This window comes from Streptomyces sp. NPDC002773, from assembly GCF_040295605.1.
Classification (GTDB): Bacteria; Actinomycetota; Actinomycetes; order Streptomycetales; family Streptomycetaceae; genus Streptomyces.
In genome coordinates, this window is the sequence record NZ_JBEOVO010000015.1 from 1 (window position 1) to 20,194 (window position 20,194).

Annotated in this window: 19 protein-coding genes, 1 tRNA gene and 1 pseudogene; 16 read left to right on the forward strand and 5 right to left on the reverse strand. The window is 69.8% G+C overall.

The genetic code is table 11. The features are described from left to right. The coding region (locus ABT034_RS19380) for an RHS repeat-associated core domain-containing protein (protein WP_351216704.1) at window positions 1-4,893 on the forward strand (4,893 nt) is incomplete at its 5' end. Between the two features lie 759 nt (window positions 4,894-5,652). On the opposite strand, the gene ABT034_RS19385 is transcribed toward ABT034_RS19380, so the two are convergent. Then, window positions 5,653-6,258: a GNAT family N-acetyltransferase gene (locus ABT034_RS19385; RefSeq protein WP_351216706.1), complete on the reverse strand. Its 606-nt coding sequence runs from the start codon at window positions 6,256-6,258 to the stop codon at window positions 5,653-5,655. Continuing rightward, window positions 6,239-6,997 (reverse strand): GntR family transcriptional regulator, encoded by a 759-nt coding sequence (locus ABT034_RS19390; protein WP_351216708.1) that lies wholly within the window; start codon window positions 6,995-6,997, stop codon window positions 6,239-6,241. The genes ABT034_RS19385 and ABT034_RS19390 overlap by 20 nt, the downstream gene beginning before the upstream one ends. 467 nt (window positions 6,998-7,464) lie before the next feature. Here ABT034_RS19390 and ABT034_RS19395 point away from each other — a divergent pair, with 467 nt between their 5' ends. The 15 genes and pseudogenes from ABT034_RS19395 to ABT034_RS19465 all read left to right on the forward strand — a co-directional run bounded on the left by ABT034_RS19395 (window position 7,465) and on the right by ABT034_RS19465 (window position 18,265). Continuing rightward, window positions 7,465-7,731 (forward strand): DUF6284 family protein, encoded by a 267-nt coding sequence (locus ABT034_RS19395; protein WP_351216710.1) that lies wholly within the window; start codon window positions 7,465-7,467, stop codon window positions 7,729-7,731. Then, window positions 7,731-8,327: a hypothetical protein gene (locus ABT034_RS19400; protein ID WP_351216712.1), complete on the forward strand. Its 597-nt coding sequence runs from the start codon at window positions 7,731-7,733 to the stop codon at window positions 8,325-8,327. The genes ABT034_RS19395 and ABT034_RS19400 overlap by 1 nt, the downstream gene beginning before the upstream one ends. Continuing rightward, window positions 8,324-9,457 carry a conjugal transfer protein gene (locus ABT034_RS19405; RefSeq protein WP_351216714.1) on the forward strand — a complete coding sequence of 378 codons (1,134 nt, stop codon included), beginning with the start codon at window positions 8,324-8,326 and terminating at the stop codon, window positions 9,455-9,457. Before ABT034_RS19400 ends, ABT034_RS19405 begins: the two co-directional genes overlap by 4 nt. Beyond that, window positions 9,454-9,789, forward strand: coding sequence for an RRQRL motif-containing zinc-binding protein (locus ABT034_RS19410; RefSeq protein ID WP_351216716.1), 336 nt, complete (start codon window positions 9,454-9,456; stop codon window positions 9,787-9,789). The genes ABT034_RS19405 and ABT034_RS19410 overlap by 4 nt, the downstream gene beginning before the upstream one ends. Window positions 9,790-9,814: 25 nt before the next feature. Continuing rightward, window positions 9,815-10,201, forward strand: coding sequence for a DUF6251 family protein (locus ABT034_RS19415; RefSeq protein ID WP_351216718.1), 387 nt, complete (start codon window positions 9,815-9,817; stop codon window positions 10,199-10,201). Between the two features lies 1 nt (window position 10,202). Continuing rightward, window positions 10,203-10,397, forward strand: coding sequence for a hypothetical protein (locus tag ABT034_RS19420; RefSeq protein ID WP_351216720.1), 195 nt, complete (start codon window positions 10,203-10,205; stop codon window positions 10,395-10,397). Between the two features lie 107 nt (window positions 10,398-10,504). Further along, a complete protein-coding gene (locus tag ABT034_RS19425) occupies window positions 10,505-10,708 on the forward strand; it encodes a DUF6257 family protein (RefSeq protein ID WP_351216722.1) in 204 nt (67 codons plus the stop codon). A gap of 91 nt (window positions 10,709-10,799) precedes the next feature. Further along, a complete protein-coding gene (locus ABT034_RS19430; RefSeq protein WP_351216724.1) occupies window positions 10,800-12,926 on the forward strand; it encodes an FtsK/SpoIIIE domain-containing protein in 2,127 nt (708 codons plus the stop codon). Between the two features lie 204 nt (window positions 12,927-13,130). After that, on the forward strand, window positions 13,131-13,319 hold the full coding sequence (locus ABT034_RS19435) for a hypothetical protein (RefSeq protein WP_351216727.1): 189 nt from the start codon (window positions 13,131-13,133) through the stop codon (window positions 13,317-13,319). 7 nt (window positions 13,320-13,326) lie between these two features. Further along, on the forward strand, window positions 13,327-13,671 hold the full coding sequence (locus ABT034_RS19440) for a hypothetical protein (RefSeq protein WP_351216729.1): 345 nt from the start codon (window positions 13,327-13,329) through the stop codon (window positions 13,669-13,671). An 85-nt stretch (window positions 13,672-13,756) separates the two neighbouring features. Then, entirely contained in the window at window positions 13,757-14,446 is a 690-nt protein-coding gene (locus tag ABT034_RS19445) for an SAM-dependent methyltransferase (RefSeq protein WP_351216731.1), read from the forward strand. Further along, window positions 14,443-15,321: a bifunctional DNA primase/polymerase gene (locus ABT034_RS19450; RefSeq protein WP_351216733.1), complete on the forward strand. Its 879-nt coding sequence runs from the start codon at window positions 14,443-14,445 to the stop codon at window positions 15,319-15,321. Before ABT034_RS19445 ends, ABT034_RS19450 begins: the two co-directional genes overlap by 4 nt. A 130-nt stretch (window positions 15,322-15,451) precedes the next feature. Then, a pseudogene (locus tag ABT034_RS19455) lies at window positions 15,452-16,632 on the forward strand (DUF3631 domain-containing protein). A gap of 172 nt (window positions 16,633-16,804) precedes the next feature. Further along, the gene (locus ABT034_RS19460) at window positions 16,805-17,020 is read left to right on the forward strand and encodes a helix-turn-helix domain-containing protein (RefSeq protein WP_351216737.1); all 216 of its coding nucleotides are present in this window, start codon (window positions 16,805-16,807) and stop codon (window positions 17,018-17,020) included. A gap of 66 nt (window positions 17,021-17,086) precedes the next feature. Continuing rightward, window positions 17,087-18,265 carry a site-specific integrase gene (locus ABT034_RS19465; protein ID WP_351216739.1) on the forward strand — a complete coding sequence of 393 codons (1,179 nt, stop codon included), beginning with the start codon at window positions 17,087-17,089 and terminating at the stop codon, window positions 18,263-18,265. A gap of 83 nt (window positions 18,266-18,348) precedes the next feature. On the opposite strand, the gene ABT034_RS19470 is transcribed toward ABT034_RS19465, so the two are convergent. The 3 genes from ABT034_RS19470 to ABT034_RS19480 form a co-directional block, all read right to left on the reverse strand. After that, window positions 18,349-18,422: transfer RNA gene (locus tag ABT034_RS19470), tRNA-Pro, on the reverse strand. A 38-nt stretch (window positions 18,423-18,460) separates the two neighbouring features. Beyond that, window positions 18,461-19,207 (reverse strand): Pr6Pr family membrane protein, encoded by a 747-nt coding sequence (locus ABT034_RS19475; RefSeq protein WP_351216741.1) that lies wholly within the window; start codon window positions 19,205-19,207, stop codon window positions 18,461-18,463. A gap of 17 nt (window positions 19,208-19,224) precedes the next feature. After that, window positions 19,225-20,163, reverse strand: coding sequence for a metallophosphoesterase (locus ABT034_RS19480; protein ID WP_351216743.1), 939 nt, complete (start codon window positions 20,161-20,163; stop codon window positions 19,225-19,227). Window positions 20,164-20,194 lie beyond the last annotated feature (31 nt).

Genomic DNA, 20,194 nt, shown 5'->3' on the forward strand with positions numbered 1-20,194 from the left:
GCCACCGCCTGGGCCGCCAACGGCAACAGCAGCAACTCGATGGGCATCAAGGCCACCACCGAGTCCGACCCGTACTCGTGGAAGCGTTTCCACTCGGGCAACGCGGCTTCCAACACGCCGTACGTGTCGGTCACGTACAACACGATCCCGGTGGCCGGGAACCCGATGAAGGCCACCCCGGGCCGTAGCCACGGGGGCAAGAACTGGGTCACCACCACGACCCCGGCGCTTTCCTACACCGCCAGTGACGCCGAGACGCACTTCCTGCGGTCGAAGTGGGAGCTGTGGGAGGGCGCGACGAATCTGGAGGTGTACGACTCCGGCACCGGCGACCCGGTCCTGAACAAGACCGTCTCGCACACCGTGCCCGCGGGCAAGCTCGTCAACGGCCGCACCTACTGGTACAAGGGCCGTATCAACGACGGCAACGCCTGGTCGAACTGGACGCCGTCGGTGTACTTCACCGTCGATACCACCAAGCCCGCCACCAGCACGGTCTCCTCCGCTGACTACCCGGCCAACACCTGGTCCGGCACGCCGGATGCCAGCAACAACTTCTCCGGCTCGTTCACTTTCACCCCGCCCACCAGCGACGTGGCATCGGTGGAGTACAAGCTGGACGCGGCGACCACCTGGCAGTCCGCCACCACCACCGGCGCGGCCGTCACGAAGACGCTCACCTTCCCCGCCGGCAAGCACACCGTCACCACCCGCACCGTGGACCCGGCCGGCAACGTCTCCGCCGAGAGTGCCCACGTCTTCTACGCGGGCTCCGGAGCGGCGCTGTTGACGCCTGGAGCCGGCGAGCGCCCGGCTCGCCGCGTGGGTCTGTCCGCCGAGGGCCTGACCTCGTACACCGGCGTGACCTACCAGTACCGCCGTGGAGAGACCGATACGTGGAAGGCCGTCCCGGCCGCCGACGTGCGCCAGGGCTCGGAAGCCGTGCCGGCCTGGCCTGTCGCGGTGACGAACGGCAAGTCGGCCGGACTGACATGGAACATCACCGACAGCCTGGCCGAGGACGGCCCGATCGAGGTCCGCGCCGCATTCGCGCAGACCGGTACCTCCACCCCCGTGTACTCACCGGCGAACGAGATCACGCTCGACCGCAATGCCGGGACCGCTCCCTCGGAGGAGGCTGGGCCCGGTTCGGTGAACCTGCTGACCGGTGACTACACCCTGTCTGCGAGTGACACGTCGCTGTTCGGCCTGTCGGTGTCGCGTACGGCGTCCTCGCGCCGTCCCGACGCGGGAGCCAAGCAAGAGGGCCAGGCGGCGATCTTCGGTCCCCAGTGGACTTCGGGAACCGCGGCCGAGCTGACCGAGTCGGACTGGGCCTACCTGAAGAAGACCTCCGTGACCTCGGTCGCGCTGGTCGATGCCGACGGCGAGGAACTCGGCTTCACCGCCACCACCAGCGGCGGCTGGAAGCCCGAGCCGGGCGCCGAGGACCTGACGCTCACAGGAGCCCTGACCGGGTCGTTCACGCTCAAGGACACCGAAGGCACACTGACCGTCTTCACCAAGCCGGACGCGGCCGCCACGACGTGGCAGGTCGCCTCCAGCAGCCTGGAAGGGCTCGCTCAGTCCACGACCACGGTGATCTCCGAGAGCGTCACCGTGGACGGCAAGAAGCTCGCCCGTCCGAAGCTGATCATCGCGCCGACCTCCGCGGTCTCGGCCACGACGTGTACGGCGACGCCGTCCGCGAAGGGTTGTCGCGCGCTGGAGTACGTCTACGCCACGGCCACCACCGCGACCGGCACCGCCTTCGGTGACGTCGCGGGCCAGGTGAGGGAAGTCCGGGCCTGGTCGACCGAGCCCGGCGCCGCCGTGGCCACGGCGAAGGGTGTTCAGAAGTACCGGTACGACGCCTCCGGCCGACTGCGCGAGACCTACAACCCGCAGATCAGCCCCGCGCTCGTCACCGCCTACGCCTACGATGCGGCGGGCCGCGTCACCACTCTGACCTCGCCCGGCCAGCTTCCGTGGGCCTTCACCTACGGCAAGGCGGGCAATGCAGCCACCGCCGGCGACGGCATGCTGCTCAAGGCGAGCCGTTCCGGCCTGCAGCCGGGAACCAAGGACGTCGAATCGGGCACCGCCTCGACGAGCATCGTCTACGACGTTCCGCTCACCGGGGACGGTGCCCCCTACAAGATGAGCGCCGCAGACGTGCAGATCTGGGGCCAGACCGACGCCCCCGCCGACGCGACTGCGGTCTTCCCGGCCGACGCCGTCCCCGGCGCACACTCCGGCGACCAGCTTGCTGCCGGCGACTACCGCCGCGCGTCGATCACCTACACCAACGCCTCCGGGCGCCAAGTGAACGGTGTAACGCCTGGTGGGAACGTCACGACCACCGAGTATGACCGTTTTGGCAGCGTCATCCGTGAGTTGACGGCCGGCAACCGGGCCCTGGCGCTCGGCGGCACGGCAGCCGACCAGGCCACCCTGACCGACCTCGGCATCGTCGGCCTGACGGCCTCGGACCGCGCCGACCTCCTCACCACGAAGTCCGTCTACGATTCCAAGGGGCTGCGTGAACTGGAGGAATTCGGGCCGCTGCGTCGCATCACGGTGACCGGCACGGGTGAGTCGACCACGGGTCGTTCCTGGAAGGTGAACGAGTACGACGCCGGCCGTCCGACCGACGGAACGGCGAAGGTCGAGAACCAGGTCACCAAGGTCACCACCGGCGCTCAGGTCCTCGGCACCACCGCGATGGCTGATCCGCGTGTGACCCAGACGGTCTACGACTGGGTCAAGGGCCTGCCGGTCAAGACGGTCAAGGACCCGGCTGGGCTCGCCATCACCGATACCACCGAGTACGACGACCAGGGCCGTGTCACCAAGCAGCTCCTGCCCCAGACGACCGGCACGGACGCGGGCTCCCGTGTGACCACCTACTGGACGGCGACCGGCACCGGCACCTGCGCCGGTCGGCCCGAGTGGGCGGACCAGGTCTGCTCCACGGGACCTGCCGGAGCCGTCATCGGCGGCGGCACGAACCCGTCACAGCTGCCGGTGACCACCACTGAGTACGACTGGTGGGGCAACCCCGCCAAGGTCATCGAGACCGCCAACGGGGTGACCCGAACCACGACGACCAGCTACGACAACGCCAGCCGGCCGACCAAGACGGTCATGACCGGCGGTATCGGGCAGGCCGTCCCGGAGGCGACCACCGAGTACGACCCGGCCACCGGCCAGGCCGTGAAGACCGTCTCCCCGACCGGCGGCACCATCAGCAAGGAGTTCGACAAGCTCGGCCGCCAGATCTCCTACGCCGACGCCGACGGCGGCGTGACCCGAACCGAGTACGACCTGCTCGACCGTCCGGTCAGAAGCACCGACTCGGCCCCGTCCGTGGTGACCTACGCCTACGACACCAGTACGGAACCCCGTGGACTGGCCACCTCCACCACCGACTCGATCGCCGGCACCTTCGCTGTCACCTACGACGCTGAAGGCTCAGTCGCCACCGAGAAGCTCCCCGGCGGATACACCCTGACCGTCGAGGAGGACACCACCGGGGCCACGCTGTCCCGGCTCTACACCCGTGACAGCGACGGCCAGGTCGTCTATTCCGACACCGTCGAGAAGTCTGTTCACGACCAGGTCACCAGGCACACAGGCTGGTCCACACAGGACTACTCCTACGACGCCACTGGTCGCCTCACCTCCATCAACGACACAGTCGGCGACGTGTGCACCCAGCGGAGCTACGGCTTCGACAAGCGGACCAACCGCACCTCCCTGACCACCGCGACCGGCACGGCCGGCGCCGCATGCCCCACGACCGGGGGAACCAGCACCACCTACACCTACGACAGCGCCGACCGCCTCATCGGATCCGACTACGTGTACGACGCGTTCGGCCGCACCACCACCCTGCCCGGCAGCCAGATCGGCTACTACGCCAACGACCTGGTCCACCAGCAGACCAGCGGCAGCCAGCGCCAGACCTGGCAGCTCGACGTCAACCAGCGACGCCGTTCCTGGACCGTTGAAGAAAGCGGCGACGGAACCTGGACACAGACCGCGTCCAAGATCAACCACTATGACGGCGACAGCGACAACCCACGCTGGACGATCGAGAACCTCACCGACGGTGCCATAACCCGCAATGTCGACTCGGCCTCCGGCGACCTCGCCGCCACCACCAGCGCGAGCGGCGACACCGCTCTGCAGCTGACCAGCATCCACGGGGACGTCGCCCTCCAGCTGCCGTTGGACACCGCCGACGCTCCGCTCGTGCTGGACAACGACGAGTACGGCAACCCCCGCGTCGGCCAGCCCGCCGTCCGCTACAACTGGCTCGGAGCCAAGCAGCGCTCCAGTGAGACGCTCACCGGTCTCATGCTCATGGGTGCCCGCCTCTACGCCCCGGCCACAGGTCGGTTCCTCTCCATGGACCCGGTATACGGGGGCAGCGCGAACGCCTACGAATACGGGCACGGAGATCCCGTGAACAACTTCGACCTCGACGGCAAGCGCTGCTGGAACCCATTCAGTGAGACCTGCCGGAGCAAGAACAACACCGTCAGCTTCCTGTACTCGGTGGGATCCATCTGCTTCTCCTGGTGCCCTTACGTAGGAGTAGTGGGCAGGACCTACAAGGCCTATCGCGCCGGAAAGCGGGCCTGGCACTACGGCCGGGCCACCTATCGGGCGTACAAGAGAGGCGGAGTGCGCGGCGCCTACAATTCGACCAAGAGTTGGGTGAGCCGCCAGGGATGCGTCCGCAACAACGGTGGCAGGGCCGCGTGTGCCTGGGCTGCTGCTGGTGCCTTCACCGGGGCGACCGAAGGCTGGGGACACGCCAAGAACGTATGGAAACTGGGAAGAGGGAAGTGGAGAGCCATCAGGAAGGGACGCTGGTGGCGATAGGGCCGGAGCCGGCTGAGTAGGCGCCTCGACAAAGGCGATGCAACGTGGGGCGGATCGAGACGGATCCGCCCCACCGGGCGATAGGACCCTCGACCGTGATGGCGAACCGATGAACGTTCCGAAAAAATGGAAGGGCCCTTCTTGGGGGTTGGCGGCAGGATGTTCCGCAGCGGCCCTCTGGAAACTGGTGGACGAACTCTTCGGAGACGACGGCCCTTCAGTCGTGCCGACAATTCTCTACTCCGCGCTCCTCGCAGCTTTCGTGTTCTGGACCGCGGACAATCTTCATGACCGACGGAAGCGCAAGCGCGAGGGCTCACACGATCCGACGCGATGACCCCGAGGCAGGCCGTCCGGGAAGATCCCGTGGTCTTCACCCGGTCTGCCGCATCAGGGATGGGTGTTCCGGCAGTTGAATGATGAAGGGGGTAGTCGGACGGGCACCCGTCCGACTACCCCCTTCGTTGCCCTTGCTGTCCGAGAAGAGCGCCGACGGCGTGTACCAGGGTGGCTCCCCCGGATACGGCAGAGGCCACGTACCAAAATTGGTACGTGGCCTCTGACCAGCGTCGGGGTGGCGGGATTTGAACCCACGACCTCTTCGTCCCGAACGCGATTTCCCGCGCGTGTGAGGTCGGCCATCCTCTGCGCGACCTGGACGTTCAGCTAGCTGAGCGTCCAGGACTGTCCAGGACTGTCCAAGAGGGTCTGTAGGCGTTGGCCCCCCGTTTGGCCCCCCGTCAGGGCCCGAGGAAGCAACTAACGAGGGCTAGGAACAGCCCCCTCCTGGGACCGCTCTCTTGCGGGTCGACCTACGGTCAGAGGCATCTCCGGCAGACTTAGGACATGGACGGGGCGCTGGGCGAGCCACCCCGACCGACGGTGGGAAGGCGCCTCTGTCCGGACATGGTTGAACCCAAGCCGCTCGTAGTACGAGTGAAGCCCTACGTTCGTGCGCCACGTGTCGATGCGCACCCAGTCGCGTCCTTCTGTCGCTGCCAGCCTGGACGTCCAGTCAACAATGCGCTCCCCAAGGCGCCGGCCTGCCGCGCTGCGGCCGACGATCAGCTTGTAGAGGTAAAGCGCTGTCTCTGGTTGATCGCTGTCTGCCCAGAAGTCACGGTCTACGGGGCCGCGACTCACGGTCGCCAGGATCGCGCCGGAGCCGCCTTCAACGACCCAAGCGCGCCCCTCATCGATCGACGCGCGCCACTTGGTGATCGCCTTGGCCCCGGTCTCGGGGTCGCTCCACTGGTCGGTCCCCTTGGACCCCAGCCAAGACTCGGCCTCAGTCCGGAGCGCCATCAGGGCCGGTACGTCCTCCGCCCTCGCGGGGCGGAGGAACTCAGTCGGTGTCGACTTCATAGAGGATCTTGTGCCTGTCTCCGGGAAGGATGGTGACCATGCATCGCAGCGGCTTGCCGTCTGCGTCGTAGCCGGTACGGGTGTGCTCGGCTACCGGTGTCGCGGCGGGGAGCGCCAACAGCTCTGCCTCGTGTTTCGTCGGCATGCGGACTGCGATTTCGTCCCTGTACTTGGTCTGAATGATGCCTACGGAGGCCAGCACGCCGCCGGGGGCTGAGACGTCGCGCGGCTCCATCAGGAGAGTGCCAGTGACCAAATCCTGAGGGAAGTACGAGTCGGCTAGCGCATACGGGCGGTTGTCCACGTAGCGGATGCGCTTGCGTGCCACCGCCAAGCCGCCGTCCGGCAGCGCGAGCGCGTCGCGTACATGCGCCGGCGGCTCGACGATGGACACGGTGATGTCCTGCCTTGGAGCCTTCCCCTCCTCGGCCACGGCACTGGCCCACTGGTCGCCGGCAGTCTTTCCTTCGACCGCGTTCGCGTGTCGGCTGCGGCTTTCCAGCGTCGACCAGTTCCACACCACAGGCGGGTAGTCCTCGCGGACGTACTTGCCCTGCCCCTGCCCTGTGACGACTAGCCCCTCATCGACCAGCACCCGCACGCCGGCGCGAATCGTCTCGCGGCTGTAGCCGTACCCCGCCATCATCTTCGATTCGCTTGGCAGGGGGTCGCCAGGGGTCAAGGCCCCCCTCACGATCTGATCGCGCAGGTCAGCAGCGATTTCCTGAGCCTTCGTCATACCTCTTCGCACGGCACCCTTTCCGGCATCGAGCCAACTCCTCCGTACAAGTTAGACCAGGGGGCTTGACTCGCCAAGCCTCCATCTACAAACTGATGGCACGTCACTCCTCCAGACAAGTCGGACGGGGTGTCAGGTACGTAGCTATGCCTGCTAGTTCGGGATGGCTCATCTCCCTCAAGGGAGTGGGCCCCGAATGCTCGTTCCTTGAGAACTGAACAGAGTGATCGAAGAGAAAGGCCGTCTCCTGGTGAGGCGGCGGCGCGGTAAGACCCGCGCGCTCAACCCTTTCGCGGCCTGTCGGGCTGCGGCCGGTTGCCTCCTCCGCCCGTCCGGACCCCGTTCGCGGGGTGCCGTACGGGCGGGGTCGAGGGGAGCCGGATTCCTGGTTCTAACGGCGAGACCCCCCGGAGCGGGAACTCCGGGGGGTCGGTTCGGGCCGTTCCTGGCTGAGAGGAACACACCCAATGAAGACCATCGCTGCACTTCAGGCCGTTGTTACGGCCACCCCGTTCGGACGCGAGCCGTCCGACTCGGAGCTGGATGCGATCGAGACCGAGATGCCGCTGATCCTGGCGGAGGTCGACCTGCTCGACGCGCAGATCATGACCCTCGACCGGCCGGCCACCGAATTGGACGTCCGGCGGATCCGCCGGGCCCGCCACCGGGTCCTGGCGGAGCGCCGGGACCTGACCAACCGCGCCGGCCTGGCGCAGTCGGGCGGTGCGGCGTGATGACGACGGCCCCCGACCCGAGCGCGCTGCTCGACCACAACGGCCAGCCCAAGCCGTGGCTGGAGATGCCGCTCGACTACGAAGCGGCCCGGCTCGGCATGGCGTTCCACGAGGCCGGACACGCGGTGCTCGCCATGTCCTACGGCATCCACGTGACGACCAGCGAGGTCATCGCCTGGAACGTCACCGACGACGGATACGCCCTGACCGGCAAAACCGGCTTCAACGCGGCCAACGTCTGGCCGTGGCACTTCGCCGCGCACTGCGCCGCCGGACAGGTCGCCCAGGTGCAGTACCTCATGGCCTACGGCCTGTGGACGCCGGAGCGGGCCGCCGCCTGCGCCGCCGAACACGACCGCGAGCACGCCATCGACGCCCTCGCCGCCCACGGCTATCTGCTCGGCCGCCACCACGTCCCGGCCGGCGGAAAGTCCTGGGGCATGGTCCAGGGCATGGCCCGGCAGAAGATCGCCCTGCTGTGGCGGGAGATCCGCACCGCCGCCCACGCCATGAACGAGCACACCCAGCTCACCGGCGACCAGATCGCCGCCATGACCGGCCTGACCAACCCGCCCATGCCCGGAGCCGTGTCGTGAGCGCCACGGGCAAGCCGCTGGGTCGGGCGCAGAAGGTTGTGCTGGGTGCGGCGTTCGTGCCGATGCTCGGCACCGGCATCGCTGGCGGGTACGGCACCTACACGAACATCTCGACGATGTTCGGGTCGGGGACGGCGGTGGGTGCGGTCGCGGCCGGTGAGGGTGCGACCGCCGTGCTGGCGATCGTGCTGCTCGGGCTGACGATGCTCGGGCAGTCCTCCCCGCGCGTGATCCGGGCGGGGTTGTGGGCTCTTCCCGCCGCCGCGTCCGCCATGTCCGCCACCGCCGCCAAGTCCCCCGGCGAGATGGTCATCTACGCCCTGACCCCGATGGGCATGACCGCCTCCGCCGAGGGCGCCGCGTTCCTGGCCCGCCGGATCGTCGTCTACCGCGACGGCCGCGACGCCGAGGCCGAGGCACACGCGGCGGCGATCGTGCAGGCCCTCGCCTATCACCGGGGCCGCGCCGCGAACCATCCCGACGAGAAGATCCGGCGGAAGTCGGACCTTCAGTCGTGGAAGCTCGCGCGGAAAGTCGGCGCCGGTGACCTCGCCCTCGGGGACAAGCTGCTCGATGTCCAGCGGCAGCGGGTCACCGCCGGAGCCGACGCCGCCCTCGCCGACATGTTCGGCGCCCCGACCACCCCCGCCCCGGCCGCTGGACCGGCCGAGATGGTCGTGGAGCTGGCGGTAGACCGGTCTACCCGACCGATCGACCCCGTAAATGCGGAGGAATCGACCCAGAGCATCACGGAACGGTCTACCTCTGACCTGCCCGTACCCGCCCTCGAACCGGTCTCTGTCGACCCTGACCCGATCGGGCAGGAAGAGCCCACCCCGGGCGCTCCTGAGCCCGCGCCGGTCAAGTCGGCCGGTCGGGTAGCGGTCCGGGCGGTGGCCGCCGAGCAGTCACCCCGCCGGCGGGCGACCGGTCGGGTCCCGCAGGTCGCCCGATCGGTCCAGCCGCGCCGCACCAAGGACGAACTCCTTGCCGAAGCGCGTCAGTTGACCGAGTCGTGGCCGGTGGAGCAGTTGACCGCCGACGGGATCCGCAAGGCGCTGCGGACCTCGCCGGAGAAGGGCCGGTGGCTGCGCGACACACTCAAGATCGAGCGCGGTGAGGCGGCATGAGCGCCCTTCCGGTCTACCGCTGGCGCCTCGCCCCCGAGGGCTTGGCGACGTTCCGGCAGCTCCGCGCGATCGGGCTGCGGCCCGGCGGTCAGCCGGTGGTGGCCCAGCTCGAACGCCCCCGCCGCCAACGTGGCCCGCTGGTCGCGTTCCTCTACCGCGTCGACCTGGCCCGCCCGGTCCGGCCGATGACGCCGGCTCGGTGGGCGGCGCTGGAGCGGGCCAACGCGGCCCGGCGGGTCTGCCCGGAGTGCGGGCGGGACGCCGGATACCGCATCCCGCCCTCGCTCGGCATGTGCACCCCCTGCGCCTACCCCGACACCGCCGCCGTCTGAGCGGCGACGAGAGGACGTGACACCCGTGGACAACCTCCCCGAGCCGGTCCGGGTCGTACGACTCCCGGACGGCACCTACGCCTACGCCGACCACCTCCCCGCCATACAGCCGACCGCCGCGGCCCCTCAGGTGGTCCACCAGCACATCCACCAGGCGCCGCCGGACCGCACCGTCCAGCGGATCGCGCTCGGCTCCGGCATCGGCGCCGGCACCGTCGCCGCCGGGGTCTACTTCGGCCCCCTGCTCGTCGGCGCGCTCACCGCCATCGCCGCCAACCTGGCCCTGCTCGCCTTCCTCGCCGCCGTCCTCGCCTGGGGCGTCGTGAGCGTCGTGAAGTCGGTCGGCGGCCCGGACGGCAAGGCCGCGGCCAAGACCCTCAGCAAGGCCCGCCGGGGCCGGAAGGGGAAGTGACATGTTCCGTGCCGGAGACACGGTGCTGATCGTCGCGTGCGAGGACGACCCGCGGGCGGTCGGCAAGACCGGCCGGGTCCTGGACGAGGTCCCGCCCGGCCCGCTCACGAACGGCCGGTGGACCGTCGACCGGATCAGCATCTGGATCGCCCCGGTCCTGGTCCACGCCCACGAGATCCGCAAGGTCGGCTCCTGAGCCTGGATGCCACGCAGGACTGACGCCTGCCTGCCCGCCCTCTGCCCTTTCGGGTCGGGGGCGGGTGGGGAGTCGGGACAGCCCCGGCACCGGAAAGGGACACCGTCGTGGCCAGCAAGAAGAGCACCGAGCAGGACCCGAACTACCCCAAGCTCACCGCCGGAGAGCACGCCCGGATCGCGTGGAACGTGGCCCGCATGTGCAAGCGGTCCATCGCCAGCGACACCGTCCACCAGAGGGACCTGGAAAAGAAGGTCGACCGCATCATCGACCGCGCCCGCGAGCGCGCCGAGAAGAACGCCAAGAAGTAGCTGTGCCCCGGGGACGGCCGTCCCGGCCAAGGAAACCGCGCCGTCCCCGGGTCCCTCCCTCCGCCCCTTCGAGCAGCAGGAGAACTCCAGCATGACCGACAACGTGGTCCGCCTGTTCAAGGACCCGCCCACCGAAGAGCCCACCGCCCCGGCCGTCCCGCTCACGGTCGTACCGGAACCCTTCCAGCGGCCCCGCCCGGTCAGGGTGTTCGTCCGCACGCGCCGTGCCGTGGTCGGCGCGGTGAAGCACGAGCGGACCCGTCAGGCGGCCCGCTTGACCGTCCGCCACACCTCCTACGTCATCGGCGGCACCCGCGTTGTCACCCGCCGCGCATGGGACGGCCGGACCGGCGCCCGCTACGAGCGGTTGCTGCGGGCGGCGGAAGCCGCGGGGAACTATGAGGCGGCCGGTGAGTGGGAGGAGCGGCTGCACCGCTTCCGCACGGAGCGGCACAAGCGGCGCATGGACCTGCTCACCGCCCCGCAGGACATGGCCAAGAGCGCCGCGATCGGCGCGGCCGGCGGCATAGGCGGACTGATCGCGATCGGCGTCGCCCTGGCCATCGCCACCAAGGACCCGTCCGACGTCTTTACCCCGCTGATGGCGCTGATCGAGCTGATCCGGCTACTCGTCGTCATCGTGCAGATGGTGTGGGGCCCGCTGATGGCCGTCGGGCCGTTTCTCGCGCTCGCCGGACTGTGGGCGGTCGGACGCCAGCGCGCCACCGCCCCGCAGTGGGCCCTTCCCGCGGGCAAGCGGGCCGACGACGCCGGAGCGCCGATCACCCCGTCCATCGTGGTCACCGCGCTGCGGGATCTCGGCATCGCCCCGCTTCGGAACGCGATCAAGGAGATGGGTGATGCGGGTGCGGCGATGCTCGGCCCGATCCGGATCGCCGGATGCGGTGTCGAGGTCGACGTCACTCTGCCGTCCGGTGTCAGCACCGAGGAGGTGCAGAACCGGCGCAAGAAGCTCGCGGAGAACCTGGCCCGTCACGAGCACGAAGTGTTCATCACGATCCCCGAAGCGGCCCGCACGGTCCGCCTGTGGATCGCGGACTCCGGCGCCTTGGACGAGCCGATCGGCCCCTCCCCGCTGGTCACGGACACGACCATGACCGCCGACTACGCCAAGGGGCGCGCCCCCTGGGGCCAGGACCTGCGCGGTGACGCGGCCACGATGAGCGTCTTCCAGCGGCACCTGCTCATCACGGGCCTGTCCAACCAGGGGAAGACCGCCTCACTGCGCGCGCTCGCTCTCTGGCTCGCCCTGGACCGACGGGTGGAGTTCCGGATCGCGGACCTCAAGGGCGTGGGCGACTGGGGCATGTTCGACGGCATCGCGACCGTCCTGATCCAGGGCCCGACCGACGACCACGTCATCGACGCCACCGAGATGGTCGAGGGCCTGGTCGCGGAGATGGAGCGCCGTCTGCAGGCCCCGCCCGGCACGAAGTTCGACCCGCTGATCGGCATCGTGGACGAGGCGCAGGTCGCGTTCATGTGCCCGGCCGTCGGCGACGACAAGCGCCCCTACGGCGGGTCCAAGGCAACGTCCCGGTACTTCATGGCCGTCCGCAAGGTGCACAACCAGGGCCGTGCGGTGGACGTGCTGCTGTGGGAGGGCACGCAGGACCCGACGGATCAGAACCTGCCCAAGCTGGTCCGCGAGGGTGCCCACACCCGCATCTCCCTCGTCCTGGGTACCGAGTCGCAGGCCCGCATGGCGCTGGGTGACAAGGCCGTCGACGGTGGCGCCGCCCCGCACCTGCTCCGTCAGGGGCTCGACAAGGGCACCGTCGTCGTCGCGTCCGACGGAATCAAGATCCCGGCCGGTCAGCCGTCCATCACGGTCCGCACCCACTACATCGACGACAACGCCGCCGCCGAGATCGCCCAGCGCGCCAAGGACCTGCGCGACGGAGTCACCACCCAGACCGCCGTCGAGCCGTCCACGGACGCGGTGGACGCGCTCGCCGACATCGCCGCGGCCCTCGGCGACGAGTCGAAGATGCTCACCCAGGAAGTCCTGCGCCGCCTCGCCGCCGCCAACCCGGGCGAGTACCGGGAGTGGACGTTCTCCGACCTGCGTCAGGTCCTCGAAGCGGCCGGCGCCCCGCCCCGCAAGTCCGACGGGCGCATGGTCGTCGACGCCGGACGGGTCACCCGCGCCCTCGCCGAGCGCGGCGACGAGACCCCGGAAACCGCCGCCCGATAGCAGGGAGGCGGCAGGGAGACAGGGAGAACTCCCTGACCGCCTCCCTGACCCGCCTCCCTGGACCTGACCAGCACAAACACCCCGCCAGGGAGCCAGGGAGGCACCCCAGCTCAGCGCCCTGAAACCCCCTCCGGAGGCCCCTCCCGGGCCGTCCCTGCCTCCCTCCCTGACTCACCTCACCCCGCCGAACGGAGACCCCTGATCGTGGCCATCACCGTCTCGCTTGTCGCCCTCTTCGGACTCGTCCTGTTCTTCCTGCTGCGCTCCCGCACCCTGGGCCCCGGAGCCGCATTCATCGCCGCCGGGTTCGGCTTCTTCCTCGCCTCCACCGGCGCGGCCAAGCCCATCAACACCCTGGCCGCCTCGCTCATCGAGACCGTCCAGAACCTCTGACCCGGACATGGACCCCCTCCTCGACTGGGGCGACGCCCGGCACTTCGACCGCACCCGCAACCGACCCTGTGGCCTGTGCGGCAAGCCGACCCCGCTTCGGTCCCACGCCGATGAGCCCGTTCACAAGGTGTGCGCGGAGGAGTGGAACGCCACCCACTCCGATGAGCCCCGCCGCTACACCCGGCCGGGACCGGACCGGCCGCAGCACGATGTCGGCACCTGGCGGTTCCACAACGACGGCCCCATCACCGACCAGCGGCTGACCGTCCCGGCCCCGGTCGCCACCGACTCCCCGCCCGCCGTCGTCGACATCGACGTCGAGCCGGGACAACGCGGCCTGTTCGCCGCGTGACAGCACAGAGGGCGGCCCCCGTCTCACCAAAGTCCGGGGCCGCCCTCATCTCCCGATCCTCAACAGACCTGCGGAGGTCTCCAGCATGACCCATCCGATCCCGATCCGGCGAGACGGCCGCCGGCCGCTGCTGCTGGACGCGTTCTGCTGCCAGGGCGGCGCCGCCGCCGGATACGTGGCCGCCGGGTTCGACGTCGTCGGCGTCGACATCGCCCCGCAGCCCCGCTACCCCTACCGGTTCATCGAGGCGGACGCGGTCGCGTTCATCCGCGAGCACGGCGCCGCCTTCGACTTCATCCACGCCTCCCCGCCCTGCCAGCACGACTCCGCCTGCCAGCGCATCCAGGGCAACACCCACCCCGACCTGATCGCGCCCACCCGCACGGCCCTGGAATCCACCGGGCGGCCGTGGGTCATCGAGAATGTCGCCGGAGCCGTCCCGAAGCTGCGTGAGCCGGTCATGCTGTGCGGGGCGATGTTCAGCCTGGAGACCTACCGCCACCGCTACTTCGAAACCGGCGGATGGACCCTCACCCCGCCCGGACACCCCGCCCACCTGGTCCCGCAGGGGAAGATGGGCCGCCCCATCCCGCCCGGCCACTACGGCCAGTTCGTCGGCAACTTCTCCGGCGTCGGCCACGCCCGCCGCGTCATGGGCGTCCCGTGGATGAACCGCGACGGCATCCGCGAATGCATCCCCCCGGCCTACGCCTCCTGGGTCGGCGCTCAGGCCCGCCGGACCGCCCTCGGTCTGGCTGTGGGGGTGGCGGCATGACGGCCGTACCCGCCGCCCTGAACACCGCGCTCCGGCTGGCCGTCGGCGGACTGCCGGTCCTGCCGCTGCGCGCCGGGAAGGGCCCGTTCGGCAACTGCCCGACGTGCGAGAAGAACGCGTGCGGCGGGCGGCCGAACATGAAGACCCCCGGCCCCTGCCGGTGCCCGTGGCCGTGCCACGCCTGGGCCGCCGCCACCACCGACCCGCACGTCCTCTCCTCCCCGGCCTGGACGGCCGCGTGGCACCGCGCCGGGGCCGTCGCCTACCACCCGGGCGGCGCCGGGGTGACCGTGGTCGACCTCGACGACGCCGAAGCCGTCGCCTGGGCCCGCGCCACCCTGCCCCCCACCCTCACCGTGACCACGACGCGCGGCGAGCACTGGATCTACCGGGGCAGGATGCGCTCCGCCAACCATGTCCGGCCCGGTGTCGACATCAAGTCCCTCATGGCCTACGCCCGTTGGCTTGGCCCCGGTACCGGCATCATGGCGGTGCTGCCGCCGCTCGTCCTCGCGCTGGTGGAGAGGGAAGAGACCACCCGGCCCCGCGCGGGGGTGGACTCTTCCTCCCTGTCCCCGGCCCGGTGGGACCGGAGCGTGGCCACCGGCTGTCGCCACACCGAGACCTATGTCCGCAGCGGCCTGGAACGCGGGATCGACCGCATCCGGGCCCACCCCGACAAGGGGGCCGGGAGCGCCGCGTACGGGGTCGCCCGGTTCCTCGCCGGACAGCACACGCACTGCCCCGGCCCGTGCGGGATGGACACGCTCGGCCAGCAGGTCATCGACGCGGCCGTCGCCGTCGGTGTCCCCGAGCCCTACGCCCGCCGCGCCGTCACCAACGGCATGGGCGCCGTCCTGGGAGCCACCGCGTGAGCCCCGCCGAACGGCCGCAGCCGCTGCGGAGGGTGGGCGCCGGAAAGGTCGTCGCCGAAGGCGTCCGCACTGGTTCTGACCCGCACCCCGCCTCCCGTCTCCGCCAGCTCCTGACCGAAGGGGAAGCCGCATGACCAAGCAGCCGATCGACGGCGCCGCCCTGCTCAACGAGGTAGAGGCCTTCCACCGCCGCTTCAACGTCTTCCCCCGGGAGGCCGCCTACGTCGCCGTCGCCCTGTGGGACGCCCACGCCCACCTCGTCGAGTGCTTCGAGACCACGCCGCGGATCGCGTTCCTCTCCCCGGAGCCCGGCTCCGGCAAGTCCCGCGCACTGGAGATCATCGAGCTGCTCACCCCCCGGGCCGTCAGCACCGTCTCGGCGTCCGCGAACGCCCTCTACCGGCTCGTCGGCTCCTCCGAGGGACTGCCCACCGTCCTGTTCGACGAGGTGGACACCATCTTCGGACCGAAGGCAAACGCCGATGAGTCGCTCCGAGGGTTCCTGAACGCCGGATACCGCAGGATCGGCGGCGCGCTGCGGTGCGTCGGGGACGGCTCGAACCAGAACGCGCAGGTCTTCGACTCCTACTGCGCCGTCGCCATGGCCGGACTCGGTTCCCTGCCCGACACGGTGCTGACCCGGTCCGTCATCGTCCGGATGCGCCGCCGCGCTCGCAACGAGAAGGTCGAGTCCTACCGGCAGCGGATCCATCGCAAGGAAGGCCACGCCCTGCGCGACAAGCTCGCTGCCTGGGCCGATCAGGTCCGCGACCGCGTCCGGGAGGCGTGGCCGGAGATGCCCGAGGGGGTCACCGACCGCCCGGCCGACGTGTGGGAGCCGCTCCTCGCCATCGCGGACGAGGCAGGTGGGGACTGGCCCGAGCGAGCGCGCACCGCGTGCGTGGAACTGGTCAACGCCTCGCAGGTCGACGACAAGGGCAGCATCGGCATCCGCCTGCTCACCGACCTTCGGGACCACGTCCTAATCGGCATCGACCGCCTGCCCACCGTCGCCATCATCGACCGGCTCAACGCGCTCGACGACGCCCCGTGGGCCGACATGAACGGCCGGCCGCTCGACTCCCGGGGCCTGTCGAAAATGCTCCGCGAGTACATGACCGTGGACAACACGCCCGTCGTCGCCCGCAACATCCGCACCGCGGGCGGGGTCCTCAAGGGCTACTACGCGGCCGACCTCGCCGACGCGTGGGCCCGCTACTGCCCGGCCCCCCTCCCCGGATAAGCGCTACATCCGCTACATCCGCTACACCCCTGGTCACAGGGGGCGCGGGTGTAGCGGCAAGGCCCTGATGTAGCGGCTACGCGATCAGTCCCGACTCGGCGCGTAGCCGCTACATGGCCCCTCATCCGCTACACAAAAACACCCGCTGACCTGCGATGTAGCGGATGTAGCGGTTGTAGCGGACCTCCCAGAAGGGGGCCGACGGGCCCCGATACGTCGTCCCGGACGGAGAGGCAGTCCATGGCTACGGTTCCCGCCGAGTTGCCCACGGAGCATCGGCTTCACCGCATCGAGGCCGCCGCCGAGGTGCTCAGCATCAAGCGCTCCACGGCGTACGAGCAGATCCGCATGGGGCGGTTGCGAACCGTCCGTGTGGGGCGCCGGCGTCTCGTACCCACCGAGTACATCGAGGAGTACGTAGACCTCCTCAAGCGTGAGGCCGAAACCGCGGCCTGACAGCAAACTCCCAAGAACAGCGGGCCGCTCCCTCAGGGGGCGGCCCGCCGCATGGAAGGGCACAGCATGACCGAGACCCCCAAGCCCACCCGCAGGGCGGGGCATGGTGAGGACAGCATCTACTGGGATGCGGCGAAGAACCGCTACGTGGGGGCCGTCTCCCTGGGGTTCGCTCCCAACGGCAAGCGCCGCCGGCCGAAGGTGTACGGCAAGACCAAGACCGAGGTTCGAGCGAAGCTCCGCGAACTGAAGAAGGAGGTCGAGAGCGGGGTCAAGTCGCCCGCCAACTACACCGTGGCGGAGGCGGTCAAGGACTGGCTGGAGCGGGGATTGAAGGGACGTGACGAGGAGACCGTCACCAAGAACCGTCGCTTGGCTGAGAAGCACGTCATCCCGCTCATCGGTAAGGCGAAGTTGAAGGACCTGAGCGCCGATGACGTGGATGACTGGCTCGACGACCGGGCCGGGGTCCTGGCGACGCGGAGCGTGCGGGACATCCTTGCCGTGCTCCGCCGATCCATCGCCCATGCTCAGCGCAGGGACAAGGCTGTCCGCAACGTTGCGTTGCTGGTGACGGCGCCCGAGGGGAAGCCGGGGCGTCCCAGTAAGGCGCTCAAAGTCGAGGAGGCGAAGGCGGTGCTGGCGTCCGCGCGTGGCTCGCGGCTCTACGCCTATCTCGTTCTCTCGCTCCTCAGCGGGGTGCGTACCGAGGAGGCACGGCCGCTCACTTGGGATCACGTCTTCCTGACTACGGACGAAGGCGTACCTGCCCACGTTGCGGTCTGGCGGTCGGTGCGAAGGCACGGCGACACGAAGACGAGGAAGAGCCGCCGGACCATCGCTCTCCCGAAGCAGGTCGTCGACGTGCTCGAAGACCACCTGCGGTGGCAAAAGCAGGAGCGGGCCTCGAAGGGTATGGAGTGGAGCCGGACGGGTCTGGTGTTCACGACCCGGAGCGGTGAGCCTCTGGACGCGGCGAACGTGCGGCGAGACTTCCGGGCCATCGTAAAGAAGGCGGGTCTGGCTCCGGAGTGGACGCCGAGGGAGCTGCGCCACAGCTTCGTCTCGCTGCTCTCCGACCACGGCATTCCGCTGGAGCGCATCGCACTCCTGGTCGGGCACAGCAGTCAGGCCACGACGGAAGCGGTGTACCGCAAGCAGCTCCGACCGGTGATCACGCAGGGGGCGGAAGCAATGGATGAGATCTTCGCCAACGATCCGGGGGTGGATACGCCCGAGGAGTGATCATTTCCGGGTGGCCCCCTGTTTGGCTCCCTGGATACGACAGAAGCCACATACCAAGATTGGTATGTGGCCTCTGACCAGTGTCGGGGTGGCGGGATTTGAACCCACGACCTCTTCGTCCCGAACGAAGCGCGCTGCCAAGCTGCGCTACACCCCGATGTCGCTGCTCTGCTCTACGCGTCGCGGCGACATCGCTTACTTTAGCCCACGCGCGCGCTGAGGCGAAATCCGGTTTTCGGGGGGTCGCGGTGCAGGTCGGATGCGGTCCAGGCCGACGATGGCCAGGCCCAGGGCGTAGAAGGCGGCGCCGAGGACGGCGGTGGTCGTCAGGACGGCGGCGTAGCCGTGGGCGGTGACGTCGAGGAAGGGGTACGTGTAGCGGGTCGGGGTGCCGGGGGAGAGAAGGGCGCCGCGGGTGAGGGCGAAGGTCAGGTAGAGGCCGGGGGCCGCGAGCCATTGGGCCGCGTGGCGCCACCTCAGTGCTCCCGGGCGGGTGAGGAGGAGGAAGTCGAGGGCCACGCCGATCGGGGTGACGGTGTGGAGGAGCTGGTTGGCCACGGCCTTCGCGCCGGTGAGGGCGCCGATCTCGGCGGCCTGGTTGAAGCGGCTCGCCTCGTTGTCGAGGACCAGGTGGAAGACGAGGCCGACCACCGTGATGCAGAGCAGGACGCCGCCGGTCCACCGGGCGGGGAGCGGCGGACGGCGGGTCCAGGCGCGGACGGCGCTCCAGCCGGCGACGAGGGCGACCAGGATGTTCGACCAGATGGTGAAGAAGCTCAGGACGACGAGCACGTTCCCGTGGACGCACTCGATGACCAGGCCCGTCGTCGCGGCGAGGGCGATCAGGGCGCGGAAGGCCGCCGCGTACGGCCGGCGGACGGTGGGGACCACGGCGGCGGCCGGGACGGCCGGTGCCGCCTGGGTGTTCGGCGTGCGGGGCATTTCCCCACCGTAGGCGGTCAGCCGCGGGACGTCAGGGTGAGCAGGGTGACCTCGGGCGGGCAGGCGAAGCGGACCGGGGTGTACCGGTTGGTGCCGCAGCCCGCCGAGACGTGCAGGTAGGAGGTGCGGCCGGCCGCGGTGTGGATGGAGAGGCCCTTGACCCGGTCGGTGTCCAGGTCGCAGTTGGTGACGAGCGCCCCGTAGAAGGGGACGCACAGCTGTCCGCCGTGGGTGTGCCCGGCGAGGATCAGCTCGTACCCGTCGGCCGTGAAGGCGTCGAGCGAGCGCAGGTACGGGGCGTGCACCACGCCCAGGGTGAAGTCGGCCGCGGTGTCGGGGCCGCCGGCCACCCGCTCGTACCGGTCCCGCTTGATGTGCGGGTCGTCGAGGCCGGTGAACGCGAGGTCCGCCTGCGGCAGCTTGAGCCGGCCGCGGGTGTTGGTGAGGTTCACCCAGCCCGCCGCGTCGAACGCGTCCCGCAACCCCTCCCAGGGGTTGTGGACGGCGCCGACGGCCGGCTTGTTGCCGTTGAGGCCGTGCTTGCCCTGCGCCTTCTCGAGCAGATAGCGGGCGGGGTTGCGGAGCTTGGGCCCGTAGTAGTCGTTGGACCCGAAGACGTACACCCCCGGGAACTCCATCAGCGGGCCGAGCGCGTCGAGCACCTCCGGCACCGCCTCCGGGTCGGAGAGGTTGTCGCCGGTGTTGACGACGAGGTCCGGGCGGAGCCCCGCGAGGGAGTGGAGCCAGGCCCGCTTCTTGCCCTGGCCGCTCACCATGTGGATGTCGGATACCTGGAGCACCCGCAGGTCGTTCATGCCCGGTGGCAGCACCGGGACCGTCACGCGGCGGAGCCGGAACGAGCGGGCCTCGAAGCCTGCCGCGTAGACGAGTCCGGCCGCTGCCGTCGCCGTGAGGCCTGCCGTGATCTTCAGGGGGATCCCGTAGCGTGCGCGCATCCCCCCATCGTCGCAGACCCGTGGAGCCTAA

What these genes read in the sequence shown, in the direction of transcription:
- ABT034_RS19430 (WP_351216724.1), top strand. Translation starts at nt 10,800, where the DNA reads ATGACCGACAACGTGGTCCGCCTGTTCAAGGACCCGCCCACCGAAGAG.
- ABT034_RS19395 (WP_351216710.1), top strand. Translation starts at nt 7,465, where the DNA reads ATGAAGACCATCGCTGCACTTCAGGCCGTTGTTACGGCCACCCCGTTC.
- ABT034_RS19450 (WP_351216733.1), top strand. Translation starts at nt 14,443, where the DNA reads ATGACGGCCGTACCCGCCGCCCTGAACACCGCGCTCCGGCTGGCCGTC.
- ABT034_RS19465 (WP_351216739.1), top strand. Translation starts at nt 17,087, where the DNA reads ATGACCGAGACCCCCAAGCCCACCCGCAGGGCGGGGCATGGTGAGGAC.
- ABT034_RS19400 (WP_351216712.1), top strand. Translation starts at nt 7,731, where the DNA reads ATGACGACGGCCCCCGACCCGAGCGCGCTGCTCGACCACAACGGCCAG.
- ABT034_RS19445 (WP_351216731.1), top strand. Translation starts at nt 13,757, where the DNA reads ATGACCCATCCGATCCCGATCCGGCGAGACGGCCGCCGGCCGCTGCTG.
- ABT034_RS19480 (WP_351216743.1), bottom strand. Translation starts at nt 20,163, where the DNA reads ATGCGCGCACGCTACGGGATCCCCCTGAAGATCACGGCAGGCCTCACG.
- ABT034_RS19390 (WP_351216708.1), bottom strand. Translation starts at nt 6,997, where the DNA reads ATGACGAAGGCTCAGGAAATCGCTGCTGACCTGCGCGATCAGATCGTG.
- ABT034_RS19385 (WP_351216706.1), bottom strand. Translation starts at nt 6,258, where the DNA reads ATGAAGTCGACACCGACTGAGTTCCTCCGCCCCGCGAGGGCGGAGGAC.
- ABT034_RS19460 (WP_351216737.1), top strand. Translation starts at nt 16,805, where the DNA reads ATGGCTACGGTTCCCGCCGAGTTGCCCACGGAGCATCGGCTTCACCGC.
- ABT034_RS19410 (WP_351216716.1), top strand. Translation starts at nt 9,454, where the DNA reads ATGAGCGCCCTTCCGGTCTACCGCTGGCGCCTCGCCCCCGAGGGCTTG.
- ABT034_RS19420 (WP_351216720.1), top strand. Translation starts at nt 10,203, where the DNA reads ATGTTCCGTGCCGGAGACACGGTGCTGATCGTCGCGTGCGAGGACGAC.
- ABT034_RS19440 (WP_351216729.1), top strand. Translation starts at nt 13,327, where the DNA reads ATGGACCCCCTCCTCGACTGGGGCGACGCCCGGCACTTCGACCGCACC.
- ABT034_RS19475 (WP_351216741.1), bottom strand. Translation starts at nt 19,207, where the DNA reads ATGCCCCGCACGCCGAACACCCAGGCGGCACCGGCCGTCCCGGCCGCC.